The organism is Bordetella genomosp. 5, assembly GCF_002261475.1.
In the GTDB taxonomy this organism is placed as follows: Bacteria; Pseudomonadota; Gammaproteobacteria; order Burkholderiales; family Burkholderiaceae_B; genus Bordetella.
Genome location: NZ_NEVN01000013.1, coordinates 269,417 through 294,842 on the forward strand (window position 1 = coordinate 269,417; position 25,426 = coordinate 294,842).

Genomic DNA, 25,426 nt, shown 5'->3' on the forward strand with positions numbered 1-25,426 from the left:
CAGGCGCGCTACCCGGCCCGCGTCCGCGGGCCTTTTGCAGGCTTATTTTCGCACGGTCGTGCGAAAGGAGTGCGTCATGAACGCTTGGGTTCTGGTCGGTCTGGTGGCCATGGCGGGTGGCGTGCGCGCCTGGCTGGGCTGGCGCGCGCTGCTGCGCCAGCTGCCCGATAAAAACGAGGACATCAGTCTGTTCTGATGTCCTCGCGCGGTCTTGGTGGGCGGGTCTTAGCGGGCCGATCTCGGTGGCCCGATCGTAGTGACCAATCCTCTAGGCCCGATCATCTTGCCGATCTTATTGGCCCGGGAAGATCCAGACGTGCTCCGCGGGCAGCGCGATCCGGCAGGGCCCGGGCTCGCGGCCTTGCGGGCCATACGCTCGCAGCGACAGGCCGCTGGCCGGCGTCTCGGCCGCGCCGCGGAACAGATACTCCCAGCGGTCGCCTAGGTACATGCTCGTGAGCAGCGGCAGATCGAGGTGATTGCCGTCGGCATCGTCGGCAAGCCGCACGCGCTCGACGCGGATCACGCCCGTGGCGGGCTGACCCGCGGCCACGCCCTCGCCGGCATGCCCCCACAGCGCCCAGCCCGGGCCCTCGATGCGCGCACGGCCATCGCGCACTTCGCTGACACGGCCGCTCAGGCGATTGTTGCTGCCCATGAACTCGGCGGTGAACAGCGTGGCGGGCGAGCCATACATATCCTGCGGCGTGCCTTGCTGCTCGATGCGGCCGTTGTTGAGCAGCAGGATGCGATCGGAGATCGCCATGGCTTCGCTCTGATCGTGCGTGACCATCAGCGCCGACAGGCCCAGGCGCACGATCAGCTCGCGCAGAAACGCGCGCGCTTCTTCGCGCAGCTTGGCGTCGAGGTTGGACAGCGGCTCGTCGAGCAGGATCACCGGCGGGCTGTAGACCAGCGCGCGGCCGATGGCCACGCGCTGCTGCTGGCCGCCCGACAGCTGATGCGGATGACGCTGACCCAGCTTGCCCAGGCCGAGCTGGTCGAGCACGTCCTGCACGCGCGCACGCACCTCGGCGGCGGGCACGCCGCGCAGCTTCAAGGGATACGCCACGTTGTCGAACACGGTTTTGTGCGGCCACAGCGCATACGACTGGAACACCAGCCCGAGGTTGCGCTCTTCGGCGGGAATCTCGGCGCGGCGCGCGCCGTCATAGACGACCCGGTCACCGATCAGAATGCGGCCGGCCTTCGGGCCTTCCAGCCCGGCCACCGCGCGCAGCAGCGTGGTCTTGCCGCTGCCCGAGGGCCCGAGAAGCGACACCACCTCGCCCTGCCGCAGATCCATCGACACCCCTTTGAGCACGGGGTTGTCGCCGTAGTCCAGATGCAGATCTTCGACGGAAAGCTCAATCATGAAGTTTGACTCCGAAACGCAGGGCGATACCCAGGCCGATCACGACCAGGACGATATTGATGAAGGAGAGCGCGGCCACGATGTCGATCGCGCCCGAGGCCCACAACGAGACCAGCATGGAGCCGATGGTCTCGGTGCCGGGCGAGAGCAGATACACGCCGGTGGAGTACTCGCGCTCGAAGATGAGGAACATCAGCAGCCAGGCGCCGATCAGGCCATAGCGCGCGAGCGGCACCGTGACATGGCGCGTGACCTGACCTCGGCGGGCGCCCGCGCTGCGCGCGGCTTCTTCGAGCTCGGGCGCCACCTGCAGCAGCGTGGATGAGATGAGGCGCAGGCCATAGGCCATCCAGACCACCGTGTAGGCCAGCCACACGCTGAAGATCGTGCTGCGCAGCGAGCGCAGCCATTCGATCGGCGATTCGCGCACCCACTCGGCAAACGGCAGCGACGAGAGGATGCCCCCTTCGTCGAAGGCGTTGTCCAGCCACATCGGCACGAACAGGAACAGCCACAGGAACGCCAGACCCGCGAGCAGACCCGGCACCGCGCGCGGCACCAGCACGCTGTAGTCCAGGAAGCGCGTGGTGTTGTCCGGCTTGCGATGCATGGCCAGGCCGACGAACAGATAGCAGAACACCGCCAGCGCCCCGCCGAACACACCGATCGCCACCGAGTTGACGATGGCGCGGATCAGGTTGGGCTGCGCGAACACGGTGCGGAACGCCTCGACCGACAACACGTCGAAGAGCGACACGCCCATGCCCCAGTTGGAAACGAAAGCGCGCAGCAGCACACCCACGAGCGGCACCACGATGGTGACGAACAGCCAGAACGCCACCACGGCGCCCGCCACCCAGCGCCACTTGCCGAGCGGCAGCGCGCGTGCACGCGAGGCCTTGCCCTTCATCGTGACGAACCGGTTCGCCGAACGCATCAGCCGGCGCTGCAACATCACGAGCGGGATCGTCATGCAGATCAGCACCACGGCGACCGAGGCCATCAGGTGATAGGACGGGATGCCCAGCTTGTTGGTGAGTTTGTAGAGATAGGTGGCCAGCACCAGGTTGCCTTCGGGATCGCCCAGCACCAGCACGAGACCGAACACCTCCAGACCCAGGAAGAACAGCAGCACCGTCGCGTACAGAATGGCGGGCCGCACCATGGGCAGGCTCACCGAGACCATCACGCGCAGCGGCGACGCTCCGGCCACGCGCGCCGCCTCTTCCACGTCGGAGCCCATGCTGCGCAGGGCCGACGAGATGTAGAGATAGGCGTGCGGCACGTGCGTGAGGCCCGCGATGATGACGATGCTGGTCAGCGAATAAATGTTCCAGGGCACGAAGCCCAGCAGCTGCTGCGCCCAGGCCGAGAAGAACCCGACCGGGCCGGCCGCGACCACATAGCCGAAGCCCAGCACCATCGGCGATACGAACACCGGTACGAGGATCAGGGGCTCGATCCAGCGCCGGCCCGGCAGGTCGGTGCGAATCATCAGGAAGGCCAGCATGCCGCCCAGAGGAATCGAGATCGCCGCCAGGCCGAAGGCCAGGATGAAGCCGCTGCGCAGCGCTTTGTAGAAGTCCGGATCGTCGAAGATGAACCGGTAGGCGTCCAGGCTGAATACCTTGGACGGCGAAAAGAACGGCGCCGAGAGAAAGCTCTGGATGATGATGAACGACAGCGGCGCGTAGATCGCCAGAGCCGTCAGCAGCACGACGACGCCGCGCGGCAGCGACTGCCATTTCCTGCGCAATGCCAGCATGGAGAATCCTGTATCGATGAACGGAGTCCGGCGCCGCCGCGCCCCGGCCGCGACGGGCCGGTGACGGGCGGGCCGAGACGTGACGCCGCGCCTTACTTGCCGGCGGCGGCGCGCCAGTCCTTGATGAACTGCAGACGCTTGTTCTGCTCGAGGTAGTCGAGCAGGGTCTGATCGACGGGGATCGGCTTGAGCGCCTTGCCCAGCTTCTTGGTCATGCCATCGACGTCGTTGTCGCCCTCGATGTCGTCACGGATGGAAGCCATGTCGGCCTTGTTCGCGACGATCTCCTGGCCCTTCTGCGACAGCAGGTAGTCCATCCACAGCTTGGCCGCATTGCGGTTCTTGGCCTTCTTGCTGACGAAGGCCACGCGCGAGAGCACCAGCGTGTAGTCGGTGGGGTACGACACGCCCAGCGACGGATCCGACTTTGCGCGCGTCTCGGCGTAGGAGCCCAGGATGTTGTAGCCGATCAGGTTCTCGCCCGAGGACACGCGCTCCATCATCGTGCCGGTGGACGACTGCACGATCAGGCCGCCCTTCGCCATCTGCGCGAGGTTCTCGAAGTACTTGGGATCGTTGGCCTTGTCCTGCACGGCCAGCATGAAGCCCACGGCCGACTTCTCGATGTCGTAGGTGGTGACCTTGTTCTTGAACTTGTCGGGCTGGCTGGCGATCAGCTTGGCCAGCGCGGTGTGCGTGGTCGGCACTTCCGCGGCCGGGATCAGGCGCTTGTTGTAGATGAAGACCGCGGGCTCGTAGGTCGTGCCGTAGGCGGCGTCTTTCCACACGGCCCACGACGGCAGCTTGCCGGCTTCGGGCGAGCGATAGGTGAGCGCGTAGTCGGTGGCGAGCTTGAGCGCCGAGTCCATCGACGAGCTCCACACCACGTCGCCGCTGCCGCCACCGGCCGCCTGCTCGCTAATGTAGCGGTTGTACAGCTCGGTGCTGTTCATGTCGTTGTATTCGACCTTGACCCCCGGATACGCCGCTTCGAAGCCCGCGATGATGGGGCCGGCAGCCTTGGTGTCGGTGGTCGAATAGATGATGACCTTGCCCTCTTTCTTGGCGCCGTCGATGATCTTCTGGTAATCGGCCGGATAGCCGGCGGGAATCTGCTGCGCGTGCGCAGCCGTGATACCGAACGCAGCGACGCAGGCGGCCGCCAGGCAGGACTTGGCAAACATATTGTCTACTCCATCTTCGATGAGGGGATCTGGCTCTTCGGCCAGCCTGCCGGCATCTTAGGAGTGGGCGTCTGTCGGCGTCCTGTCATGGCGCGTCCGCGCGCGCTGGGGAAATCCCTGATCAGCGCGCGGGCGCGGCGCCCTTTGTCACAGGGGTTTCCGGCGTATCGGTGACCAGCCGCATCCAGCTCTGCACGAAGCGCGAATGACGGCGCTGATCGAGCCCGACCAGCAAGGCCGGGCTCAGCACCACCGGCTGCACGATGCCCGGCGCACGCGCCTGCAGCGCGTCGGCGGTCCAGGGGCCGGGGGTGCCCTGCACCAGCGCGCCCAGGCCCGCGTGCGTGGCCGCCACTTGCTGGCCCGCGGGCGACAGCAGCCAGTCGACCAGCGCGCGCGCGAGCTCGGGGTGCGGGGCGCGCCGCGCGATCAGCACCGAGCGCGCGAGCACCACCATGTAGTCTTGCGGCAGCACCACACCGATCTTCGCGCCCGCGGCCTCGCGCGCCAGCGCGTACGAGCCCAGCATGTTGTAGCCGAGGTCGATCTCGCCCGCCTCGATCTGATCCAGGATCTCCGCGCTGGTGGCCGACAGCCGCACACCGACCTGACCCAGCGCATTCGCGACGGCCCAGAAGCTGGACGACACGAGCTCGTCCTGCTCGGCCAGCAGATAGCCGAGGCTGCTCGCCGCGATGTCATAGGTCCCGACCCGGCCTCGCAACGCGTCGCGCTCCGTCTCGAGCAGGCGCAGCAGGGCCTGCCGCGAGCGCGGCACCGTGTCAGGCGTGAACCGGTCGGGGTTGTAGACGATGACCGCCGGCTCGAACGTGAAGCCGTACACCTCATTGCGCCACATGGCCCACGCGGGCAGGCGCTGCGCGTAGGGCGAGGCATAGCTTGCCGCGTAGCCATCGTTGGCCAGGCGGATCTGCAGGTCCACCGCCGATGAGATCAGCACATCCACGTCGTCGAGCTTGCCGGCGATGGCGGCTTCGTAAAGCTCCCGGCTACCCATCTCGCGGTACTGCACCGAGACGTCCGGCCGCTCCGACTGAAAGCCCGCGATCAGCGGCGCGATCACCGGCGTGTCGGTAGGCCCCGCCACGACCAGCGTGCGGCCGGTTTTTTGGGGCGCCGGATACTCGCTCACCACCGCAACCGGTTGCGCGTACAACTTTCCGCCCGGCAGGCTGCCCAGCGCCGCCAGCAGCGCCACGGCCACGGCCGTGATGAGCCGGCGCCGGCCCGTCGGCGCGGCGCTCGGGCGGGCCGCCAGCGCCAGCACGACCCGCACGCTGAGCCCGCCGCCCGCGCGATCCTGCAGCATCAATGCCCCGCCATGCGCCTGCACCACCGAACGCACTATCGCCAGGCCCAGGCCCGACCCGCTCGCCTGCGCGCCATGGCGTCCGCGCTGAAAGCGCTGCTGCACCACTTCTTTTTCATCGTCGGCGATGCCGGGACCGCGGTCGGCGACGGTGATCGCCAGCCGGTATCCCGCCACCGGCGTCACGCTGATATCCACGACGCTCTCCGGTGCATAGCGCAAGGCGTTGTCGACCAGGTTACGCAGCATCTCGCGCAGCGCGACGCGATCGCCCATCACCCGCGCGCGCCGCAGCTCGGGCGCCACGGCGATGCGCAGACGCGCGGCCTCCAGCGGCCCGATGCGATGCCGGGTCTCGTTCAGAATCTGCGCCACGCCGACCCGCTCGCGCTCGCCGGTGCCGAGCCGGTGCGTGATGGTGGCGTCCATCAGCAATTGATTGATGAGCTGGCTGGCGTGCGTGGCGTTCTGGTGAATGCGCCGCACGCGCTCGCGCAGCCGGTCCACGTCGGGCTCTTCCAGCGCGACCTCGGCCTGCGCGCGCAACGACGCGAGCGGCGTGCGCACCTGGTGCGCGGCGTCGGCCACCAGCGTATTGAGCGAGGCCATCATGCCGGCCAGGCGCTGCATGAAGGCGTCGAGCGCCTGCGCCAGGCGGCGCACTTCGCTGGGCACCGGCGCGCGCAGCGGCGCCAGATCGTCGGGCGCGCGATGACGCAGCTCGCGCTCCACCACCGCGAGCGGCGCGAAGGCGCGCTCGATCCCGAACCACAGTAGGGCCAGCGCCACCAGCGCCAGCACCACCAGCGGCCACACGCTGCGATTGAGAATCTCGGCCGCCAGCGCCTCGCGCGCGCCGAGCGTTTCGGCGACACGGATCGTGACCCACCCGGCATGCTGCCCCGCCGACACCAGCCGGCCCACGGTCGCGACCCGCACGGGCTCGTCGTGATAGCGCAGGGTGGTGAAAACGGGCGTGGCGCTGGTGGCCACCGGCAGGCCGGGCGCCAGATCGGCATAGCCCGTCACGGTGCGGCCGTTGGCCGCCAGAATCTGATAGAACACCCGCTCGCTGCCCGACAGCATGGCCAGCGACGAAAACGGCGGCTCGGCCGTCACGCTGTCGTCCTCGATCTGGACCGAGCCCGCGATGGTCAGCGCCGAGGCCGCCAGCAGGCGGTCGAACGCCTGCTCGGCGGCGCGATGCGCATACCCTTGCAGAAAGAAGAACAAACCGACCGAGGCGCACGCGAGCAGCGTGAGCGCCAGCAGAAAAACCCGGCGCCGGATCGAGGCGCCTTCAGCCGGCTTCATCGACACGCGCCTGGTAGCCGACGCCCCGCACAGTCACGATATCCACCGTGCTGCCCGCGAGCTTCTTGCGCAAGCGCGAAATCAGCAGCTCCAGGGCGTTGAGGGAAACATCGTCGACGTCGAAGAGTTGCGCCATCAGACGCTCCTTCACGACGGTCTGCCCCATGCGCGCCAGCATGATCTCGAGCAGCCGGAACTCGCGCCGGCCGAGCTCCAGCGGCGTGCCGCGCACGCTGGCGGTGCGGCTCGCGACGTCGACCGCGAGGTCACCGTACTGCGTGAGGCTGGTGGTTTGTCCGGCAGGCCGGCGCATCAGGGCGCGCAGCCGCGCTTCCAGCTCGCGCAGGTCGAACGGCTTGACCAGATAATCGTCGGCGCCGTGATCGAGCATGTCGATCTTGTCTTCGATTTCGGCGCGCGCCGTCATCACGATGACGGGCGTCTCGAAGCCCGCCGCCCGCAATTCGCGGATCACGGCGAAGCCATCTTTCAGGGGAAGGGTGATGTCGAGCACCAGCGCGTCCCAGCGCTCGGCCAGGCCCCAGCGCACCGCCTGCTCGCCGTCGCGGACCCATTGCACGCTGTGCCCGGCGATGCGCAGCTTGCTCTCCACCGCATCACCGAGGTCGGGGTTGTCCTCGACCAGCAGAATGCGCATGCTGTCTCTCCGTATCGGTATCGTTATGCGAGAGCAGTGTAGCGCCGGCGTGCGCCGCAAGATAGGCGCACGCCGCGTGGGGAAACACCTGTCAGCAAGCTGTCATGCGGCCAGCCGTTTGCCGAGCGGCGTGTGGCTGATGACCCACTTTTCGAACTCGGCCACGCAGAACACCAGCAGTCCCGCGCCGAGCACCTCGGCCCAGTTCAGCAGCGACAGCGGCGCCGACTGGAACACCGTGTGCATGATGGGCAGATAGGTGTAGCCCAGTTGCAGCAGCAGGCAGACGCCGATCGAGATCAGCACGTAGCGGTTACCCAGCAGCCCCTCGCGGTTGAGGATCGAGCCGAACACCGAGCGGCTGTTGAGCAGGTAGAACATCTCGGCCATCACGATGGCGTTGACGGCCATGGTGCGCGCGGTTTCGATCGAGGTGCCGTTGTGCAGCTCCCAGAGGAACATGCCGAGGCCACCCGCCATCATCAGCACCGACACCATCAGCACGCGCCAGACGAAGAAGCCCGAGAGCAGCGGCTGTCCGGGCGGACGCGGCGGCCGATTCATGATGCCGGGTTCGACCGGCTCGAAGGCCAGCGCGAGGCCCAGGCAGCTCGAGGTGACGAGGTTGATCCACAACACCTGCGCCGGCGTGATCGGCAACGCGAGGTTGAACAGGATCGCCACGATCACGATCAGCGCCTCGCCGCCGTTGGTGGGCAGCATGAAGAGCACGAACTTGCGCAGGTTGTCGTAGACGCCGCGCCCTTCCTGCACCGCGGCCGCGATGGTGGCGAAGTTGTCGTCCGCCAGCACCATGTCGGCCGCCTCCTTGGCCGCCTCGGTGCCCTTCAGGCCCATCGCCACGCCGACGTCCGCGCGCTTGAGCGCGGGCGCGTCGTTGACGCCGTCGCCGGTCATGGACACCACCTGCCCGCTCGCCTGCAGCGCCTGCACCAGGCGCAGCTTGTGCTCCGGGCTGGCGCGCGCAAACACGTCCACGCTCATCACGGTGTCACGCAGGGTCGCGTCGTCCATCAACGCCACCTCCGCGCCCGTCACGGCGGGCCTGCCCACGCCGATGTCGAGCTGCGCGCCGATCGCGCGCGCGGTTTCGGCGTGATCGCCGGTGATCATCTTCACGACGATGCCGGCATCGTGGCAGCGCGCGACGGCCGCGATGGCCTCGCTGCGCGGCGGATCCATCATGCCGACGAGTGCCAGCAGGGTGTATCCGCCCTCCATGTCGGCGGCGCTCAGACCGGCCTGCGCCGGGTCCGCGCGCTTGACGGCCAGCGCCAGCAGGCGCAGCCCCTTGGCGGCCGTATCCGTCGCCATGCGGCGCCAGTGATCCACGTCCAGCGCGGCGGGCGCGCCGTCGCGGCCCATCTGGTCGACGCACATGTCGAGGATGCGTTCGGGCGCGCCCTTGGCGTAGATCAGGGCCTCGCCCGTGGCGTCGCGGTGCAGCGTGGCCATGTAGCGATTCTCGGATTCGAACGGAATCGAATCGATCCGCGGCCAGGCCGTGCCGGCCTCGTCCTGCGTGCAGCCGGCCTTCTCGCCGAGCACCAGCAGCGCGCCTTCGGTCGGGTCGCCCTCGACCCGCCAATGCGTGCCATCGGGGCGCAGCGCCGCGTCATTGCAGAGCACGGCGGCGCGCACGGCCTGTCCCAGCGCCGGATAGTTCGCGATCTCGATCGCGCGGCCGTCGAGCGTGCACGCGCCGCCGGGCTCGTAGCCCACGCCGCTCACGTCGAATGCCTGGCCCGCGCACACGACGCGCTGCACCGTCATCTCGTTGCGCGTGAGCGTGCCGGTCTTGTCGGAGCAGATCACCGTGACCGATCCCAGCGCCTCGACGGCGGGCAGGCGCCGCACGATGGCGCGACGCTTCGCCATGCGCTGCACGCCCAGCGCCAGCGTGACCGTCATCAGCGCCGGCAGGCCTTCGGGGATGGCCGAGGCGGCCAGCGCCACCACCATCATGAACATGTCGGCCGGCGTGTGGCCGCGCCACAACGTGCCCACCAGGAACAACAGCGCGCAGACGGCCAGGATCACGCTGGCGAGCGCGCGGCCGAAACGATCGACCTGGCGCAGCAGCGGCGTGCTCATCGCCTCGATGCCGCTGAGCATCTGGTTGATGCGGCCCAGTTCCGTGTGGCTGCCGGTCGCCACCACAACGCCGCGGGCCTGGCCGTAGACCACCACGGTGCCGGAATATGCCATGCCGTAGCGGTCGCCCAGCGGCGCCTGCGCATCGACCGCGTCCACGCCTTTCTCGACGGGCAATGATTCGCCCGTGAGCGCCGCCTCTTCGATACGCAGTTCCTTGACCGCGATGAGCCGCAGGTCGGCCGGCACGCGGTCTCCGGAGATCAGATGCACCACGTCGCCCGGCACCAGCTCGGCCGCATCGATCTCGCGGCGCTCGCCGTTGCGGCTCACGACCGCATGGGGCGACAGCATGGCGCGGATCGCATCGAGCGCGGACTCGGCCTTGCCCTCCTGGATGAAGCCGATGACGGCATTGATCAGCACCGCGGCCAGCAGCACGCCGGTGTCGATCCAGTGACCGAGAATCGCGGTGATCACGGCCGACACCATCATCACGTAGAGCAGCACGTTATGGAACTGCATCAGGAACCGCATCAGGGGGCCGCGGCGGCGCTGCTCGGGCAATCGATTGGGGCCGTGTTCGGCCAGCCGGCGCGCGGCCTCATCGTCGGCAAGACCCGTCTCGCGGGTGTTCAGCAGGGCTTCGGCGTCGGCGGCGGTCAGCGTGTGCCAGGCGGGGCTGGCGTCGCGGGCGGTCGGGGGAGGACGGGAGGCAGTCGGGGCGCGGTCAGTCATGGTCCGTATCCTTGGGGGTGGCAGGGAAAACGGCGCGCGGTGCACTTACACATCGGCACGCTACGATGGCCAGACAGGCGCGCAAGCGGGCCCGGTGGCCAAGTTCATCGTAGCCAGCGGCCCGTTTCCGCGCCTTGATCCCGGACAATACTCACCAATCCTGATCCCGGGTTCTGATCCCCGGTTCTGATCCCCCGGTTCTGATCCCCCGTGGCGCGGGCATGGCGGTTGCTGCGCTGGTGTTCCCCTTCCCTGCCCCCGCGGAGGCCCCCATGACTGTTCATCGAGCCTTCTCGCGCGCCACGTCGCGCCTGGCCGCGCTGCTGGCGGCCGCACCGCTGGCCGCCTTCGCACAGCCCGCCGCCGACCGCATGGGCAGCGCGCCGACGCCGGCCCGCCCGGCGACGCCGCAATACCAGCCGGCACCGGCCCGGCCCGCCGTGCCGCAGTACCAGCCGACGCAGCCTCCGACCGTGCCGGCGCCCACGATGCCGGGCATCAACCGCCCCGGCGCCATGGCGCCGAACGCGGCGCAGCCCCGCCCTCAGGATCGCGCCCGCCAGAGCGACCGTCCCGCCGCCGGATCGATCGACAACACGACGCAACGGCCGCGCAGCACGCTCACGCCCCGGCCGGCTCCGCGGCCCGACCGCTACTAAGCCATCGAAGGCGCGCCGCGACGCGCTCAGGCCGTCACCACCGCCAGCGCGAACCCATCCCAGCCTTTCTCGCCCACCGTCTGCAGCGCGGTGATGTCCAGCCGCAGATCGCGCGCGGCCTCGGTGAAGAACGCATGCACGCCGCGCACGTCGGCATCGTCGGCCGCGGCCGCATCGGCCAGGCGGCCCGCGCGCGCGATGTTGTCCGCCACGATGACGCTGCCCCGCCGCAGCAAAGGCATGACGAGCCGCAAGTAGACGAGGTTGTCGGCCTTGTCGGCATCGATGAAGACCATGTCGAACGGCGCGGTGCCGACACGCGCGAGCGCCGCCAGCGTCTCGCGCGCATCGCCTTCGATCAGGGTGATGCAGCCGCTCATGCCGGTGGCACGAAAGGTCTCGCGCGCCACGCTCGCCCGCAGCGCATCCGCCTCCAGCGTGATCAGCTCGCCCCCCGGCGGCAGCGCGCGCGCCATGCAGAGCGCGCTGTAGCCCCCGAGCGTGCCGATCTCGAGGATGCGGCGCGCGCCGCACATGCGTGCAAAAAGCTGAAGCAGCTTGGCCTGGTTCGGCGCGACCTCGTGGGCCGGCAGACCGGCATCGCGCGCCCGCGCGAGCGCGTCATCCAGCTGGGCATCGCTCAGATGCAGGGTCTGCGTGAAGTAGGTATCGAGCGCTTGCCAGCGCAGGGAGTCGGTCGGCGGGTTCATATCGGCCTCGGATCGCGGGGTTCTGAATGACGCCCATCTTAGGAAAGCCGGCACGCCCGCGACAGCGAGTAATTCGGCGGCTCCGCGTGAGTTTTCCTGACATACTGGTGTCGTGCCGCCCTGGCAGGATGCTTCCTCATGCGCAAACTTCCTCCCCTCTCGGCGCTGCGCGCCTTCGACGCCGTGGCCCGCAGCGGCTCGGTCACCGCCGCCGCGGCCGAACTGCATCGCACCCACGGTGCCGTGAGCCGGCAGCTACGCGCGCTGCAGGAGCACCTCGGCGTGCCGCTCTACGCCCGCCAGGGCACCGGCATCGTGCTCAACGACGCCGGGCAGGCGCTGCAAACACTCATCGGGCCGCTGTTCGACCAGCTCGAAGATGGTTATGCCCGGCTGCAGCAGCGGGCGCGCCAGCCCGGCCTGCACGTGGCCTGCAGTGCCACCTTCGCGATGCGCTGGCTGGTGCCGCACCTGGCCGAGTTCTATCGGGCCGAGCCCGAGATCCGCATCCGCCTTTCCATGACCTCGGCCCGCGAGATCCGCGCCGAAGGCGCCGACCTGCTGATCGCCTGGGACCTGAGTCACTACCCCGAGACCGAGCGCGAACGCGCCATCGCGCTGGCGCCGATTGCCTTCGGACCGGTGTGCCGGCCCGACTACGACTGGCGCGCGCGCGGGGCCGTGCGCATCACGCACGAACACACCACCAGCGCCTGGACGCTCTGGCGGGCCCGGTGGCGCGCGCACCGCCCGGCGCCGGCAGGCGCCGCCCTGCCCCGCGCCAGCGAGCTGCCCCGCCGCGAGATCGCGTTTCCACACACCCACCTGTGCATCGAAGCCGCCGCGGGCGGCCTGGGCATGGCGTTGGTCGAATCGCGCCTGGTGCAGCGCGAGCTGGCGGACGGCAGCCTGATCGCGCCGTGCGGATTCGTGCCGGTCGACGGCGCGATGATGGTGCTGCCCGCGGGCGAGCTCGACGCACAGGCGGCGCGCTTCGTCGACTGGCTGCGCGCGGCGCTGCTGCGCTGACCCGCCACGCACACAACGATCGGCTCGCGCCCGTCGGTCAGCGCACGTCGCTCAACGCGTGTCGCTCAACGCACGTCGCTCAACGCGCGTCGGCGAAGACGTCGCGCAGCCACTGCACGAAGGTGCGCACCCGCACCGAAAGCTGGCGGTTCTGCGGATAGAGCGCCGACACCGGCAAGGGCGGCGGCGGATACGCCGGCAGCACGACGCACAGGCGGCCATCCGCCAGCTCGGCGGCCAGCCGGTAGCGCGGCACCTGCACCAGCCCCAGGCCCGCCAGCGCGCAGGCGGTGTAAAGCTCCGCGCCGGTCACGCTGACGGCGCCGGCCAGCGCCACCTCGCGCGTGCGGCCCGCCACGTCGAACTCCAGCGGCAAAGCGCGGCCCGACCGGCTGGAGACGAAGTTCACCGCGCGATGCTGTGCCAGGGATTCCAGGTCCTGCGGCGTGCCATGGCGCTCGAGATAGGCGGGGCTGGCCACCGTCACCTGCTCGAGCATCGCCACGCGCACGCCGACCATGCTCGAATCTTGCAGGGTGCCCGCGCGCAGCACGCAGTCCACACCTTCACGCACCAGATCCACCAGCCGGTCGTCCTCGCCCAGATGCAGCTCGAGGCCGGGGTTGCGCGCCAGAAAATCCGGCAGGGCCGGCACCACGAAACGGCGCGCCAGCGTGCCCTGCATGTTCACGCGTAGCAGCCCTTTGGGCGCCGCGTCGCGGAACGCACCCTCGGCCTCGTCCAGATCGGCGAGCAGCCGCACGCAGCGCTGGTAGAACGCCTCGCCATCGGGCGTGAGCCGCACCGCGCGCGTCGTGCGCTCCAGCAGACGCGTGCCGAGGCGGGCCTCCATCCGCTTGATCAGATTGGTGAGCGTGGCGCGCGGGATGCGCAGATCCTCACCGGCCCGCGTAAAGCTCCCGCGTTCGGCGATCCGCACAAAGGCCTGCATTTCCTGGAAACGGTCCATGGCTCGGCATCATTGTTTATGCAAACGAAATAATCTTACCCCGCCAAAGCCGATTATCTTTCCATGAGAATGATCGAAGATAGCGTCATCCAGGCCGATCCACGGCCTCCCTCACCCCGGAGCCCCTCATGTCCCAAGCCCAACCCTCCCAGCGAGTCGCCCTCGTGACCGGTGCCTCGCGCGGCATCGGCGCGCGCATCGCCACCCGCCTGGCGCAAGACGGCCACGCCGTGATCGTGAACTACGCCTCGCGCTCGGAAGAAGCCGAGACGGTGGTCCAGACCATCCAGGCCGCCGGCGGCCGCGCCCTCGCGGTCCGAGGCGATGTCTCCCAGCCCGCCGACGTGGACGCCCTCTTCGACGCGGCCCAAGCGGAGTTCGGCCAGCTCGACGTGCTCGTGAACAACGCGGGCGTGATCTCGACGCAACCGCTCGCGCAATACAGCGACGAAGAGTACGCGCGGCTGTTCGACATCAACACGCGCGGCACCTTCAATACCCTGCGGGCCGCCGCCACGCGCCTGGCCGACGGCGGACGCGTCATCAACTTCTCGACCACCGCGCTGGCCCTCGCGCTGCCGGGCTATGCGATCTACAACGCCAGCAAGGCCGCGGTCGAAGCCTTCACGCATGTCTATGCGAAGGAGCTGCGCGGACGCGCCATCACGGTGAACGCCGTCGCGCCCGGCCCGGTCGCCACCGAGCTGTTCAAGAAAGGTAAAACGCCCGAACAGATCGAGCATTTCACGAAGCTGCCGCCGCTCGAGCGTCTGGGTCAGCCCGACGATATCGCCGAGGTGGTGGCCTTTCTGGCAAGCCCGGCCTCGGGCTGGATCAATGGGCAGATCATCCGCGCCAACGGCGGCGTGGCCTGACACACCGCGTGCGCGCGGCCGGGCGCGCGGCCTCGCCGGCGCTCAGGCCAGCGCCTCGAGCGCCGTGTCGCAGATGCCGAGTTGCTGCGCCATCAACACCAGATCGGCGAAGGAGCGCGCCTGCATCTTGCGCATGGCCTGGCCGCGGTGGATCTTCACCGTGACCTCGCTGATGCCGATCCGGCCCGCGATCTGCTTGTTGAGCAGGCCCCGCACGGCAAGGCCCATGACCTCGGCCTCGCGCGGCGTGAGCGACTCATAGAGCGCGCGGATCGCGGCAGCGCGCCGCGAGCCGCGCCGCCGCTCCCGGTCCTTGTCGAGCGCGGCCGTCACGGCGTCGAGCAGGTCCTGATCCCGGAAGGGCTTGGTGAGAAAGTCTTCGGCGCCGCCTTTCATCGCGGCCACCGTCATGGCGATGTCGCCATGGCCCGTCATGAAGATGATGGGAACGTGTTCGGCCTGCTGGCGCAGCCGGGTCTGCAGTTCGAGCCCGCTCGGCCCGCGCAGACGCACGTCGAGCAGCAGGCAGCTCGGCACATCCGGCAACGGCGCATCGAGCAGCGCATGGGCCGAGTCATGAAGCGCGACCCGCAGGCCCACCGACCGCAGCAGGCTGCTCAGCGCCTCGCGCAACGGCGCATCGTCGTCGACGACGATCACCAGCGCATCGCCGTCGTCGGGGCGCTTGTCTTCCAGACTCGAGTGATTCATTTTTCTCCCGCCAGCAGGTAGCGGGGTCGCGGCGGGCCGCCCCCGTAAACGCGGCGGATTATATCGGCGCCATCCGCGCGGAGTTCGTACGCCTACATTCAGTTTCGTTACGGCGTCCCACGCTTCGGGACGCCGTGCACGACGACGGTGAAACGCCCTTTCGGATCGCACGCCGAGACGCGCATCTCACTCATAAAATCCGGGCCTAATACCAACAGACAATGGCTTGCACGCCGGCGACGCATTAGCCTTGGGTCCGGCGCACGGCAGATTGCACCGTTCACGGCATGCCTGGAGAATTTCCGATGACACAAACCCCCTCTTCCCCCGACCTGATTCTGATCAACGGCAAGTTCGCCACGCTCGACCGGCAGAACCCGCAGGCCGACGCCGTGGCCATCAGCGGCGGCCGCTTCAGCGCCGTGGGCGAGCGCGACGAGATCATGCGCACCGCCACGAGCGCCACGCGCGTCATCGACCTGCAGGGGCGGCGCGTCATCCCCGGGCTGATCGACAGCCACATGCACATCATCCGGGGCGGCCTGAACTACAACCTCGAACTGCGCTGGGACGGCGTGCGTTCGCTGGCCGACGCGATGCGCATGCTCAAGGAGCAGGCCGACCGCACGCCGGCGCCGCAGTGGGTGCGCGTGGTGGGCGGCTTCACCGAACACCAGTTCGCCGAGAAGCGCCTGCCGACGCTCGAAGAGCTCAACGCCGCCGCGCCCGACACGCCCGTGTTCATCCTGCACATGTATGACCGTGCCCTGCTCAACGGCGCCGCGCTGCGCGCCGTGGGCTATACCAAGGACACGCCCAATCCGCCGGGCGGTGAGATCATCCGCGACGCCTCGGGCAACCCCACCGGCCTGCTGCTGGCCAAGCCCAACGCCACCATCCTGTATTCCACGCTGGCCAAGGGCCCCAAGCTGCCCGCCGAGTATCAAAAGAACTCCACGCGCCACTTCATGCGCGAGGTCAACCGGCTGGGCGTGACGGGCGTGATCGACGCCGGTGGCGGCTACCAGAACTACCCCGACGACTATCAGGTCATCGAAGAACTGCACCGCGAAGGTCAGCTCACGATCCGGCTCGCCTACAACCTCTTCACGCAAAAGCCCAAGGAAGAGCTCGAGGATTTCAAAAACTGGGCCGACACCGTGCATCCCGGCCAGGGCGATGACCTGTACCGCCACAACGGCGCCGGCGAAATGCTGGTCTATACCGCTGCGGACTTCGAAGACTTCCGCGTCGAGCGGCCCGACATGGCGCCGTCGATGGAAGCGGACCTCGAACCGGTGGTGCGGCTGCTCGCTGAGAAGCGCTGGCCGTGGCGCATGCACGCCACCTACGACGAGACCATCTCGCGCGCGCTCGACGTGTACGAAAAGGTGGCGCGCGACGTGCCCTTCGAAGGCCTGAACTGGTTCTTCGACCACGCCGAGACCATCACCGACCGCAACATCGACCGCATTGCGGCCCTGGGTGGCGGCATCGCCGTGCAGCACCGCATGGCGTATCAGGGCGAGTATTTCGTGGAGCGCTACGGCGCCCGCGCCGCCGAGGCCACCCCGCCGATCAAGCGCATGCTGGAGCGCGGCGTGAAGGTCGGTGCCGGCACCGACGCCACCCGCGTCGCTTCCTACAACCCGTGGGTATCGCTGTACTGGCTCACCACCGGCAAGACGGTGGGCGGCATGTCGCTCTATCCGCAGGCCAACGTGCTCGACCGCGAAACCGCATTGCGGCTCTGGACCGAAGCCAATACCTGGTTCTCCACCGAGGTGGGCAAGAAAGGCCAGATCCAGGTCGGCCAGCTCGCCGATCTGGCGGTGCTGTCGGCCGACTACTTCAGCGTGCCCGGCGACGACATCCAGGACATCACCTCCGTGCTGACCCTGCTGGGCGGCAACGTCGTGCACGGCAGCGACGAGTTCCGGCCGCTGGCGCCGGAGCTGCCGCCGGCCATGCCGGACTGGTCACCCGCCCGCCACCACGGCGGCTACGTGCCGCGCCCGCAGCTCGCCACCCGCGGCGCGGCGATGCGCTCGCTGTGCGCATGCAGCACGAGCTGCGGCGTGCACGGCCACGCGCACGCCTGGGACACCGCCGTGCCCACGTCCGAGCGCAACCGCTTCTGGGGCGCGCTCGGCTGCTCCTGCTGGGCCTTCTGACGCCGAGGCTGCCCATGAAGCTCTATCTCGTTTCCCTCGGCGCCGGCGTGCTGGTCGGCGTCATCTACGCGCTGCTGCAGGTGCGCTCGCCGGCGCCGCCGGTGGTCGCGCTGCTCGGGCTGTTGGGCATGCTGATCGGCGAGCAGGTGGTCCCGCCGGTCAAGCGCTGGCTCGCGGGCGAACCCGTCACGATCTCCTGGTTTCATTCCGAATGCGTGCCGAAGATCACCGGTATGCCGGGGCCGGCGGCCGGCACTCCGGCGGCCGGCGGTCCGGTGGCCGGCACTCCGGCGGCCGGCGCTCCGGTGGCTGGCGGCCCGGTGGCCGGCGCTGCGGTGGCCGGCGCTCCGGTGGCCGTGGCGACCGCCCCCGTCACCCCGACCGCCACCACGCCGCCCGAAAATAAATCGAGCTGACAGCCTATAAGCGCCAAACTATAAAAAGACGCATTTGTTTTTAGAGCATTTGCGATCTCGCGCCATAGGGGGAGGGGAAACCGCTTGTTTCCCAGCGGCTTAGGCAATTACGGCATAATAGTTGCCGACCTTTCCCCTCTGTGCGGCGACCTCGCGTGTCGCCGCGGCTCCTAAATAATGACAATTATCGTTACCGGCGGCGCCGGCTTCATCGGATCGAATTTCGTGCTGGATTGGCTGGCGCAGCATGACGAGCCCGTCATTACGCTCGACAAGCTCACTTATGCCGGCAATCCGCGCAACCTGGATTCGCTGCGAGGCGATAGCCGCCACCAGCTGATTCACGGTGATATCGGTGACACCGCCCTGGTAACGAAGCTGCTGCAAGAGCACCAGCCGCGCGCCGTGCTCAATTTCGCGGCCGAATCTCACGTCGACCGCTCCATTCACGGGCCCGGCGAGTTCATTCAAACCAACATCGTCAGCACGTTCCAGTTGCTCGAATGCGTGCGCGCTTATTTCAACGCGCTGCCCGAGTCCGAACGCAACGCCTTCCGCTTTTTGCACGTGTCCACCGACGAGGTGTACGGCACGCTCGAAGCGGGCGACGCCGCGTTCACCGAACAGCATCAATATCAGCCCAACAGCCCGTATTCGGCGAGCAAGGCCGCGAGCGATCACCTCGTGCGCGCCTATCACCACACCTACGGCATCCCGGTGCTCACCACCAACTGCTCCAACAACTACGGGCCTTATCATTTCCCCGAAAAGTTGATCCCGCTGGTGATTCACAACGCACTGGGTGGCAAGCCGCTGCCGATTTATGGCGATGGCCAGCAGATCCGTGACTGGCTCTACGTCAAGGATCACTGCAGCGCGATCCGCCGCGTGCTCGAGGCCGGCAAGCCGGGCGAGACCTACAACGTCGGCGGCCACAACGAAAAAGCCAACCTCGACGTCGTGCACACGATCTGTGCGCTGCTCGACGAACTCAGCCCGCGCGCCGACGGCAAGTCGTATCGCGATCAGATCGAGTTCGTGAAAGACCGCCCGGGCCACGACCGCCGCTACGCGGTCGACGCGGGCCGGATCGGCGCCGAGCTGGGTTGGAAGCCCGCCGAGACCTTCGACTCGGGCATCCGCAAGACCGTCCAGTGGTACCTGGACAACCAGCAATGGGTTCAGGACGTGACATCCGGCGCCTATCGCGACTGGGTATCGAAGCAGTACACCTGACAGCATGGCTGACCAAGTCGCTATCCTGCTCTGCACCTACCAAGGGCAGGCGTTCTTGGCCGACCAACTGGCATCGCTCGGCGCACAAACGCACCAGAACTGGACGCTCTTCATCTCGGATGACGGATCGCGCGACGGCACGCTCGCGCTGATCGACGACTTCCGCCAGAAGTGGGGCGAATCGAGAGTCCATCTGCTGGCGGGCCCGCGCCAGGGGTTCGTCGCGAACTTCCTGAGCCTGACCTGTCATCCCGAGGTGCGGGCCGATTACTACGCCTACGCCGACCAGGACGACATCTGGGACGCGGACAAGCTCGAGCGGGCCCTGGCGTGGCTGCGTACGGTCGACCCGACCCGGCCGGCGCTGTACTGCTCGCGGACCCGCCTGATCGATGGCGTCGGCCAGCCGATCGGCGAGTCGCCGCAGTTCAACCGCAGCCCGGCCTTCGCCAACGCGCTCGTGCAGAACATCGCCGGCGGCAACACGATGGTGTTCAACAATCCCGCCATGGCGCTCATGCGCACCGTCGGTCCGCAAGCCGACGTCGCCGCGCACGACTGGCTGACCTATCAGGTGATCAGCGGCTGTGGCGGCGAGGTGCACTACGATCATCGCCCGTCGCTGCAATACCGCCAGCACGACGGCAATCTGATCGGCGCCAATCGCAGTTTCAGCGCGCGCCTGTCGCGCGTGCGGCAACTGGCGCAGGGCCGGCTGCGCGACTGGAACACCCGCAATCTGCGGGCGCTCGAGCCGCTGCACGACCACCTGAGCGAGGACAGCCGCCGCCGGCTGAACCGCTTCTCGCAAGCCCGGCAGGCAAGTCTGCCGGGCCGAATCTCGGGGCTCTACCGCAGCGGCGTTTATCGCCAGACGACCCTGGGCAACCTCGGTCTGCTCGCCGCGGCCATTTTCAACAAGATCTAAAAATGAAAGTTCTACTTCTCGGCAAGAATGGACAGGTCGGACGCGAGCTGCAACGCACGCTGCTCCCGCTCGGGCAGCTGGTCGCGATGGACCGCACCGAGGCCGATCTGGGCCAGCCCGACACGCTGCGCGCCGTGATCGAGCGGGTCGCGCCGGACGTCATCGTCAATGCGGCCGCCTACACGGCGGTGGACAAGGCAGAGACCGACGCCGACGCCGCGGGCCGCGTGAATGCCCAGGCCGTGGCCGTGCTGGCCGAGTGCGCGGCGCGCCGCGGCGCCCTGCTGGTGCATTACTCCACCGACTACGTCTTCGATGGCACGAAAGCCGGCCAATACCTCGAAGACGACGCCACCGGCCCGCAGAGCGTCTACGGCCGCACCAAACTCGAGGGCGAGCAGGCCATTGCGCAGGCCGGCTGTGCCAACCTCGTGCTGCGCACGAGCTGGGTGTTTTCGTCGCATGGCGGCAACTTCATCAAGACCATGCTGCGCCTGGCCCGCGAGCGCGACGCGCTGCGCGTGGTGGCCGACCAGCATGGCGCGCCGACCTCGGCCGAGCTGATCGCCGACGTCACCGCGCACGCCATCCTCGCGCACGTGCAAGGCCGCCTCGGCTCCGGTGTCTATCACCTGGTGGCCAGCGGCGAAACGACGTGGCACGGCCTGGCGACCTACGCCATCGAGCGTGCCCGCGCCAACGGCATGCCGCTGGCCCTGCCGCAGGGCGCGGTGGCGCCCATCACCACGGCCGAATACCCTGTTCCTGCCCGGCGTCCCGCCAACTCTCGTCTCGACAACACCAAGCTCGCCAGCGGCCTCGGTCTCGCGCTGCCGGCCTGGCAGGTGTATGTCGATCGCCTGATCGATCAACTCACTTCGACGGATACGCCATGAAACGTAAAGGCATTATTTTGGCCGGAGGTTCCGGCACCCGACTGCACCCCGCGACGCTCGCGCTGAGCAAGCAGCTGCTGCCGGTCTTCGACAAGCCGATGATCTACTACCCCCTGACCACGCTGATGCTGGCGGGTATCCGGGACATCCTGATCATCTCGACGCCGCAAGACACGCCGCGCTTCGAACAGCTGCTGGGCGACGGCTCGCGCTGGGGCCTGAATCTGCAATACGAAGTGCAGGCCTCGCCCGACGGTCTGGCGCAGGCCTTCATCATCGGCGAGAAGTTCCTCGATGGCGCGCCGAGCGCGCTGGTGCTGGGCGACAATATTTTCTACGGCCACGACTTCCATCTGCTGCTGGCGCGCGCGTCCGCGCGTCCCGATGGCGCGAGCATCTTCGCCTATCACGTGCACGATCCCGAGCGCTACGGCGTGGCGGAGTTCGATGACAACGGCCAGGTGCTGTCGCTCGAAGAAAAGCCCAAGCAGCCGAAGTCCAGCTACGCGGTGACTGGCCTGTATTTCTATGATTCGCAGGTGGTCGACATCGCCAAGCAGGTGAAGCCCTCGGCACGCGGCGAACTCGAAATCACCGACGTCAACCGCGCCTATCTCGAACAGAAGCAGCTGGCGGTCGAGATCATGGGCCGCGGCTACGCCTGGCTCGATACCGGCACGCACGAGTCGCTGCTCGAGGCCGGCCAGTTCATCGCCACGATCGAGAGCCGCCAGGGCCTGAAGGTGGCGTGCCCCGAAGAGATCGCCTTCCGCCAGGGCTGGATTTCGCCCGAACAACTCGAGGCACTCGCCGAGCCGCTGTCCAAGAACGGCTATGGCCAGTATCTCAAACGTGTGCTCAAAGAAAAGGTCTATTGATGCAAGCCATCCGACAACAGATTCCGGACGTGGTGCTGTTCGAGCCCAAGGTGTTCGGCGACGACCGCGGGTTTTTCTTCGAGAGCTTCAATCAGCAGCAATTTGAATCCCTGACCGGCCTGAAGACCCAGTTCGTCCAGGACAACCACTCGCGCTCCGCGCACGGCGTGCTGCGCGGCCTGCACTATCAAATGCAGCAGCCGCAGGGCAAGCTGGTGCGCGTCACGTCGGGCGAGGTGTTCGACGTGGCCGTCGACCTGCGCCGCTCGTCGCCCACGTTCGGTCAGTGGGTCGGCGTGCACCTGTCCGCACAGAACAAGCGTCAGCTGTGGGTGCCGGAAGGCTTCGCGCACGGTTTCGTGGTGCTGTCGGAGTCGGCGGAGTTTCTGTACAAGACCACGAACTACTACGCGCCGCAGCATGAGCGCAGCATTCTGTGGAACGATCCGGATCTGGCCATCGAATGGCCGATCAGCACGGACCCGATCCTGTCCGCCAAGGACCAGCAGGGCGTGCTGCTGAAAGACGCCGACACCTACGCCTGATGGCGAGGCCGCGGGCCGGGCGAATCAAGGTTCGACGGCCCGCTTTCTGTGTCTGACTACAGAAGCAGGTGGCACGCGGGCGCGGCCTGCCTGCGCTCAGCGCGCGACGGCGAGATCCGCCACGGCCGTGCTGAAGTAGGTCTTGCTGACGTCGTCGATCTCGGTCGCATCGAGATTGCCGGCCGCACTGGCCAGCGCCAGCCGCGCCTGGATGAATTGCAGACGCGATTTGCTCAGATCGAGCCGCGCCTGATAGAGCTGGTCCTGGGCATCCAGGATATCGACGATCGTGCGGGTGCCTGCCTGGAAGCCCTTCTGCACGGCCTTCAGCGCCTCGGCGCTGGACGTGGCCGCTACCTCGAGGGCCGCGACGCGCTCGGCGCCACTCACCACCCCTTGATACTGCCGGGTCACCTCGACGGCGATCCGCTCGCGCGTGGCGGCCAGCTCCTGGCCGGCGCGATCGCGATTGAAGCGCGCCTGATCCACCTGGGCGCTCGTCATGCCGCCCGAGAAGATCGGCACGTTGATCTGCACCCCGACCGACGTGGTCGTGCTGTCCTGATCGCGGGTCGACAGCGTTTCCGCCGAGACCTTGCGCCGGGACGCGATGGCGTCCACGGTGGGCAGGTGACCGCCGAACGCACGATCGATTTCCTGATCGGAGATCTTGTAGGCCTGCAGGCCCGAGCGGATTTCGGCGTTGTCCTGCATCGCCCGGCCCATCCACTGCTCGAGGTCGCGCGCGGCCGTGCGGCGCGCGTCGAACGGATCGATGTTGGTCAGTTGCTGCGGCGGACGGCCGATCATTTCCTGGAGCTCGCGCGACGCGACGATCAGGGCGTCCTGCGCCTGGATCAGATCGGCGCGCGCCAGGTCGCGGCGCGACTGGGCCTCGCGCACGTCGGTGACGGTGCCTTCGCCCAGATCGAATCGGCGCTTCGCCACGGTGATCTGCTGCTCGTTGGCCTTGAGCTTGCCGTCCAGCAGCTTCACGTTTTCGTACGACAGCAGCGCCTGCAGATAGCGATTGAACAGGCGCACCGCCGTGTCCTGCGCCTTGGTGTCGAACACGGCCAGCCCGTAGTCGGCGCGTGAATGGCCCTGGCGGTACTCCGCGAAACGCCCCCAGTTGAAGACGGTTTGCGTCACGCGGATCTCATTGGTGCGCGACATGTAATCGAGATCGGTGCGGGCCACGCCACCGAACTCGTCGGGTTCTTCGATATCGCCGCGGATCTTGTTGCGGCCGATCGCCCCGCTCACCTGCGGCAGCAGCTGAGCCCGGCCCATGGCGCGGTTGGTCTGGCTCGCATCGCGCTCGCTCTCCGCCGCCTGGTAGGTGGGATCGTTCTCCAGCGTCAGCCGCCATGCCTGCGACAGCGTGAGCGGCGCGTTGGCGGGGATACTGGCCGCCGGTGCGGCGGCCTTCGTCGCGGGCGCCGAACGGGCGGGTGCCACGACGGCTGGGGCCGCCCCGACGGGGGCCGCCCCGGCGGGCGCCGTCTGCGCCGCGACGCCGGTGGCCACGGCCCACAGCAATCCCGCGGTGGTGAGCAAGGCGCGCATTTATTGCTCCTTGAAAGAGCGGTCGACGCGTTCGAGCAGCGGCTTGAGCAGATAGTTGAGCATGGTGCGCTCGCCGGTGCGGATCATCACCGATGCCGGCATGCCGGGGCGAATCGTGTTCTGGCCGAGCAGCTCCACGCCTTCCGGCGTCACTTCGACCTGAGCCAGGTAGTAGGGGACTTCGCCCTTGGGATCCGTCAGGCGGTCGGCCGAGACGGTCAGCACCTTGCCCGGAATATTCGGCGTGCGCGCGTGGTTGAAGGCCGGGAACGTGATCTCCACATCGAGACCGGTCTCGACACGATCGATCGATTGCACCGGCACCTGGGCCTGCACCAGATAAGGCGCATCGTTCGGCACCACTTCCATCAGCGTCGCCCCCGGCGCCACCACGCCACCCACCGTATGAATCTGCAGATTCATGATGGTGCCGTCGATCGGCGAGCGGATATCCGTTTCCTGCACGCTGTAATCGAGCGCCGACAGCCGGTCACCCAGCGCCGTCACTTCTTTCTGGATATCGCTGAGCTGCGACTGCACCTCTTTTTGATAGTCCTGCGTGCGCTGCAGGATGCGCAGCTTCAGCTCGGAGACCTGGTTGCGCGTGCGGCCGGCGTCGACGATATCGGTGGACAGGGCGGCCTGCAGCTGGGCGGCGTCGCGCTCCAGCTCGAACATGCGATTGCGCGGCAGATACCCTTCGCGCGCGAGATCGCGCACGCCGGCCAGCTCGCGGCCGATGTAGGCGATCTGCTGGCGGCGGTTGCGCTGCACCTCTTCGAGGCCACGCAGCTGCTGTTCCGCGCCACGCTGATTCTCTTTCAGGATGCCGATCTCGCCTTCGAGCGCGCGCGTGCGCGTCTCGTAAAGACTCTGCTGCGCCCGCGTGGCCGTGATGTAGCGCGGATCGTCCTTGAAGCGCTCCACGAAGGCCGGATCCTGGACGATCTTGCCGGTGCCGTCGCGCTCCGCCAGCAGGCGCGCCTGCACGGCCTTGGCCACGATGTACTGCGAGCTCACGACGCCCTGCTCCGCACGCGCACGCGTGGGATTGAGATGCACCAGGACCTGACCCGCGTGCACCTTGTCGCCTTCGCGCACCAGGATCTCTTCGATGGTGCCGCCTTCCAGATGCTGGATGGCCTTGCGGTTGCCGGCGACCTGCACGTAGGCATTCGCCGTCACACCGGCGTCCAGCGGCGCGAAAGCCGCCCACAGCGCGAATCCGCCGAACCCGACGAGCAGCACCACGAGGCCCCAGCGCATCGGCGCGTGGGCATTCGTATCGACCTCCGCCGGTACGTCGGCGCCCTTATTGGCGATTTGCTTCTTGAACCACATTGTTCTCGAG

The 25,426-nt window shown here is 68.0% G+C and carries 20 protein-coding genes and 1 pseudogene; 10 read left to right on the forward strand and 11 right to left on the reverse strand.

Annotation, left to right across the window (positions count from 1 at the left end; genetic code table 11):
- Positions 1 to 292 precede the first annotated feature (292 nt).
- The 6 genes from CEK29_RS22215 to CEK29_RS22240 form a co-directional block, all read right to left on the reverse strand.
- Positions 293 to 1,375 (reverse strand): ABC transporter ATP-binding protein, encoded by a 1,083-nt coding sequence (locus CEK29_RS22215; protein ID WP_094797964.1) that lies wholly within the window; start codon positions 1,373 to 1,375, stop codon positions 293 to 295.
- Positions 1,368 to 3,140 (reverse strand): ABC transporter permease, encoded by a 1,773-nt coding sequence (locus CEK29_RS22220; RefSeq protein WP_094859364.1) that lies wholly within the window; start codon positions 3,138 to 3,140, stop codon positions 1,368 to 1,370. Before CEK29_RS22220 ends, CEK29_RS22215 begins: the two co-directional genes overlap by 8 nt.
- Before the next feature lie 92 nt (positions 3,141 to 3,232).
- On the reverse strand, positions 3,233 to 4,324 hold the full coding sequence (locus CEK29_RS22225; protein ID WP_094797966.1) for an ABC transporter substrate-binding protein: 1,092 nt from the start codon (positions 4,322 to 4,324) through the stop codon (positions 3,233 to 3,235).
- Positions 4,325 to 4,445: 121 nt separating this feature from the next.
- Positions 4,446 to 6,968, reverse strand: coding sequence for a sensor histidine kinase (locus tag CEK29_RS22230; RefSeq protein WP_094859365.1), 2,523 nt, complete (start codon positions 6,966 to 6,968; stop codon positions 4,446 to 4,448).
- Positions 6,955 to 7,626, reverse strand: coding sequence for a response regulator transcription factor (locus tag CEK29_RS22235; RefSeq protein WP_094797968.1), 672 nt, complete (start codon positions 7,624 to 7,626; stop codon positions 6,955 to 6,957). The genes CEK29_RS22230 and CEK29_RS22235 overlap by 14 nt, the downstream gene beginning before the upstream one ends.
- 102 nt (positions 7,627 to 7,728) lie before the next feature.
- A complete protein-coding gene (locus CEK29_RS22240; RefSeq protein ID WP_094859366.1) occupies positions 7,729 to 10,479 on the reverse strand; it encodes a cation-transporting P-type ATPase in 2,751 nt (916 codons plus the stop codon).
- Between the two features lie 272 nt (positions 10,480 to 10,751).
- Here CEK29_RS22240 and CEK29_RS22245 point away from each other — a divergent pair, with 272 nt between their 5' ends.
- Complete coding sequence (locus tag CEK29_RS22245; RefSeq protein WP_094859367.1) at positions 10,752 to 11,138, forward strand: hypothetical protein; 387 nt, start codon at positions 10,752 to 10,754, stop codon at positions 11,136 to 11,138.
- A 26-nt stretch (positions 11,139 to 11,164) separates the two neighbouring features.
- Here CEK29_RS22245 and CEK29_RS22250 read toward each other — a convergent pair whose 3' ends face one another.
- Positions 11,165 to 11,848, reverse strand: coding sequence for an O-methyltransferase (locus tag CEK29_RS22250; protein WP_094859368.1), 684 nt, complete (start codon positions 11,846 to 11,848; stop codon positions 11,165 to 11,167).
- 138 nt (positions 11,849 to 11,986) lie between these two features.
- Here CEK29_RS22250 and CEK29_RS22255 point away from each other — a divergent pair, with 138 nt between their 5' ends.
- Positions 11,987 to 12,877, forward strand: coding sequence for a LysR family transcriptional regulator (locus CEK29_RS22255; protein ID WP_094859369.1), 891 nt, complete (start codon positions 11,987 to 11,989; stop codon positions 12,875 to 12,877).
- Between the two features lie 79 nt (positions 12,878 to 12,956).
- On the opposite strand, the gene CEK29_RS22260 is transcribed toward CEK29_RS22255, so the two are convergent.
- The gene (locus tag CEK29_RS22260; protein WP_094797973.1) at positions 12,957 to 13,847 is read right to left on the reverse strand and encodes a LysR family transcriptional regulator; all 891 of its coding nucleotides are present in this window, start codon (positions 13,845 to 13,847) and stop codon (positions 12,957 to 12,959) included.
- A 128-nt stretch (positions 13,848 to 13,975) separates the two neighbouring features.
- Here CEK29_RS22260 and CEK29_RS22265 point away from each other — a divergent pair, with 128 nt between their 5' ends.
- Positions 13,976 to 14,722: an SDR family oxidoreductase gene (locus CEK29_RS22265; RefSeq protein ID WP_094859370.1), complete on the forward strand. Its 747-nt coding sequence runs from the start codon at positions 13,976 to 13,978 to the stop codon at positions 14,720 to 14,722.
- A gap of 42 nt (positions 14,723 to 14,764) precedes the next feature.
- Here CEK29_RS22265 and CEK29_RS22270 read toward each other — a convergent pair whose 3' ends face one another.
- A complete protein-coding gene (locus tag CEK29_RS22270) occupies positions 14,765 to 15,433 on the reverse strand; it encodes a response regulator transcription factor (RefSeq protein WP_094859371.1) in 669 nt (222 codons plus the stop codon).
- Positions 15,434 to 15,738: 305 nt separating this feature from the next.
- On the opposite strand from CEK29_RS22270, the gene CEK29_RS22275 reads away from it, so the two are divergent.
- The 7 genes and pseudogenes from CEK29_RS22275 to rfbC all read left to right on the forward strand — a co-directional run bounded on the left by CEK29_RS22275 (position 15,739) and on the right by rfbC (position 22,506).
- Complete coding sequence (locus tag CEK29_RS22275) at positions 15,739 to 17,607, forward strand: amidohydrolase (protein ID WP_094859372.1); 1,869 nt, start codon at positions 15,739 to 15,741, stop codon at positions 17,605 to 17,607.
- A gap of 14 nt (positions 17,608 to 17,621) precedes the next feature.
- Positions 17,622 to 17,873, forward strand: a pseudogene (locus CEK29_RS24160) (XapX domain-containing protein); the annotation flags it as partial.
- A 327-nt stretch (positions 17,874 to 18,200) separates the two neighbouring features.
- Entirely contained in the window at positions 18,201 to 19,259 is a 1,059-nt protein-coding gene (gene rfbB / locus CEK29_RS22285) for a dTDP-glucose 4,6-dehydratase (RefSeq protein ID WP_094797977.1), read from the forward strand.
- Between the two features lie 4 nt (positions 19,260 to 19,263).
- Complete coding sequence (locus CEK29_RS22290) at positions 19,264 to 20,187, forward strand: glycosyltransferase family 2 protein (protein ID WP_094797978.1); 924 nt, start codon at positions 19,264 to 19,266, stop codon at positions 20,185 to 20,187.
- A gap of 2 nt (positions 20,188 to 20,189) precedes the next feature.
- Positions 20,190 to 21,083, forward strand: coding sequence for a dTDP-4-dehydrorhamnose reductase (rfbD, locus tag CEK29_RS22295; RefSeq protein ID WP_094859374.1), 894 nt, complete (start codon positions 20,190 to 20,192; stop codon positions 21,081 to 21,083).
- Positions 21,080 to 21,961, forward strand: a complete 882-nt coding sequence (rfbA, locus tag CEK29_RS22300) for a glucose-1-phosphate thymidylyltransferase RfbA (protein WP_094797979.1) — start codon at positions 21,080 to 21,082, stop codon at positions 21,959 to 21,961. Before rfbD ends, rfbA begins: the two co-directional genes overlap by 4 nt.
- Complete coding sequence (gene rfbC / locus CEK29_RS22305; protein WP_094797980.1) at positions 21,961 to 22,506, forward strand: dTDP-4-dehydrorhamnose 3,5-epimerase; 546 nt, start codon at positions 21,961 to 21,963, stop codon at positions 22,504 to 22,506. The genes rfbA and rfbC overlap by 1 nt, the downstream gene beginning before the upstream one ends.
- A 96-nt stretch (positions 22,507 to 22,602) precedes the next feature.
- Here the strand turns inward: rfbC and CEK29_RS22310 are convergent, their stop codons facing one another.
- Together CEK29_RS22310 and CEK29_RS22315 are read right to left on the reverse strand one after the other, a co-directional pair.
- Positions 22,603 to 24,075, reverse strand: a complete 1,473-nt coding sequence (locus CEK29_RS22310) for a TolC family outer membrane protein (RefSeq protein ID WP_094859375.1) — start codon at positions 24,073 to 24,075, stop codon at positions 22,603 to 22,605.
- On the reverse strand, positions 24,076 to 25,416 hold the full coding sequence (locus tag CEK29_RS22315; protein WP_094797982.1) for an HlyD family type I secretion periplasmic adaptor subunit: 1,341 nt from the start codon (positions 25,414 to 25,416) through the stop codon (positions 24,076 to 24,078).
- Positions 25,417 to 25,426 lie beyond the last annotated feature (10 nt).

What these genes read in the sequence shown, in the direction of transcription:
- CEK29_RS22215 (WP_094797964.1), bottom strand. Translation starts at nt 1,375, where the DNA reads ATGATTGAGCTTTCCGTCGAAGATCTGCATCTGGACTACGGCGACAAC.
- CEK29_RS22220 (WP_094859364.1), bottom strand. Translation starts at nt 3,140, where the DNA reads ATGCTGGCATTGCGCAGGAAATGGCAGTCGCTGCCGCGCGGCGTCGTC.
- CEK29_RS22225 (WP_094797966.1), bottom strand. Translation starts at nt 4,324, where the DNA reads ATGTTTGCCAAGTCCTGCCTGGCGGCCGCCTGCGTCGCTGCGTTCGGT.
- CEK29_RS22230 (WP_094859365.1), bottom strand. Translation starts at nt 6,968, where the DNA reads ATGAAGCCGGCTGAAGGCGCCTCGATCCGGCGCCGGGTTTTTCTGCTG.
- CEK29_RS22235 (WP_094797968.1), bottom strand. Translation starts at nt 7,626, where the DNA reads ATGCGCATTCTGCTGGTCGAGGACAACCCCGACCTCGGTGATGCGGTG.
- CEK29_RS22240 (WP_094859366.1), bottom strand. Translation starts at nt 10,479, where the DNA reads ATGACTGACCGCGCCCCGACTGCCTCCCGTCCTCCCCCGACCGCCCGC.
- CEK29_RS22245 (WP_094859367.1), top strand. Translation starts at nt 10,752, where the DNA reads ATGACTGTTCATCGAGCCTTCTCGCGCGCCACGTCGCGCCTGGCCGCG.
- CEK29_RS22250 (WP_094859368.1), bottom strand. Translation starts at nt 11,848, where the DNA reads ATGAACCCGCCGACCGACTCCCTGCGCTGGCAAGCGCTCGATACCTAC.
- CEK29_RS22255 (WP_094859369.1), top strand. Translation starts at nt 11,987, where the DNA reads ATGCGCAAACTTCCTCCCCTCTCGGCGCTGCGCGCCTTCGACGCCGTG.
- CEK29_RS22260 (WP_094797973.1), bottom strand. Translation starts at nt 13,847, where the DNA reads ATGGACCGTTTCCAGGAAATGCAGGCCTTTGTGCGGATCGCCGAACGC.
- CEK29_RS22265 (WP_094859370.1), top strand. Translation starts at nt 13,976, where the DNA reads ATGTCCCAAGCCCAACCCTCCCAGCGAGTCGCCCTCGTGACCGGTGCC.
- CEK29_RS22270 (WP_094859371.1), bottom strand. Translation starts at nt 15,433, where the DNA reads ATGAATCACTCGAGTCTGGAAGACAAGCGCCCCGACGACGGCGATGCG.
- CEK29_RS22275 (WP_094859372.1), top strand. Translation starts at nt 15,739, where the DNA reads ATGACACAAACCCCCTCTTCCCCCGACCTGATTCTGATCAACGGCAAG.
- rfbB (WP_094797977.1), top strand. Translation starts at nt 18,201, where the DNA reads ATGACAATTATCGTTACCGGCGGCGCCGGCTTCATCGGATCGAATTTC.
- CEK29_RS22290 (WP_094797978.1), top strand. Translation starts at nt 19,264, where the DNA reads ATGGCTGACCAAGTCGCTATCCTGCTCTGCACCTACCAAGGGCAGGCG.
- rfbD (WP_094859374.1), top strand. Translation starts at nt 20,190, where the DNA reads ATGAAAGTTCTACTTCTCGGCAAGAATGGACAGGTCGGACGCGAGCTG.
- rfbA (WP_094797979.1), top strand. Translation starts at nt 21,080, where the DNA reads ATGAAACGTAAAGGCATTATTTTGGCCGGAGGTTCCGGCACCCGACTG.
- rfbC (WP_094797980.1), top strand. Translation starts at nt 21,961, where the DNA reads ATGCAAGCCATCCGACAACAGATTCCGGACGTGGTGCTGTTCGAGCCC.
- CEK29_RS22310 (WP_094859375.1), bottom strand. Translation starts at nt 24,075, where the DNA reads ATGCGCGCCTTGCTCACCACCGCGGGATTGCTGTGGGCCGTGGCCACC.
- CEK29_RS22315 (WP_094797982.1), bottom strand. Translation starts at nt 25,416, where the DNA reads ATGTGGTTCAAGAAGCAAATCGCCAATAAGGGCGCCGACGTACCGGCG.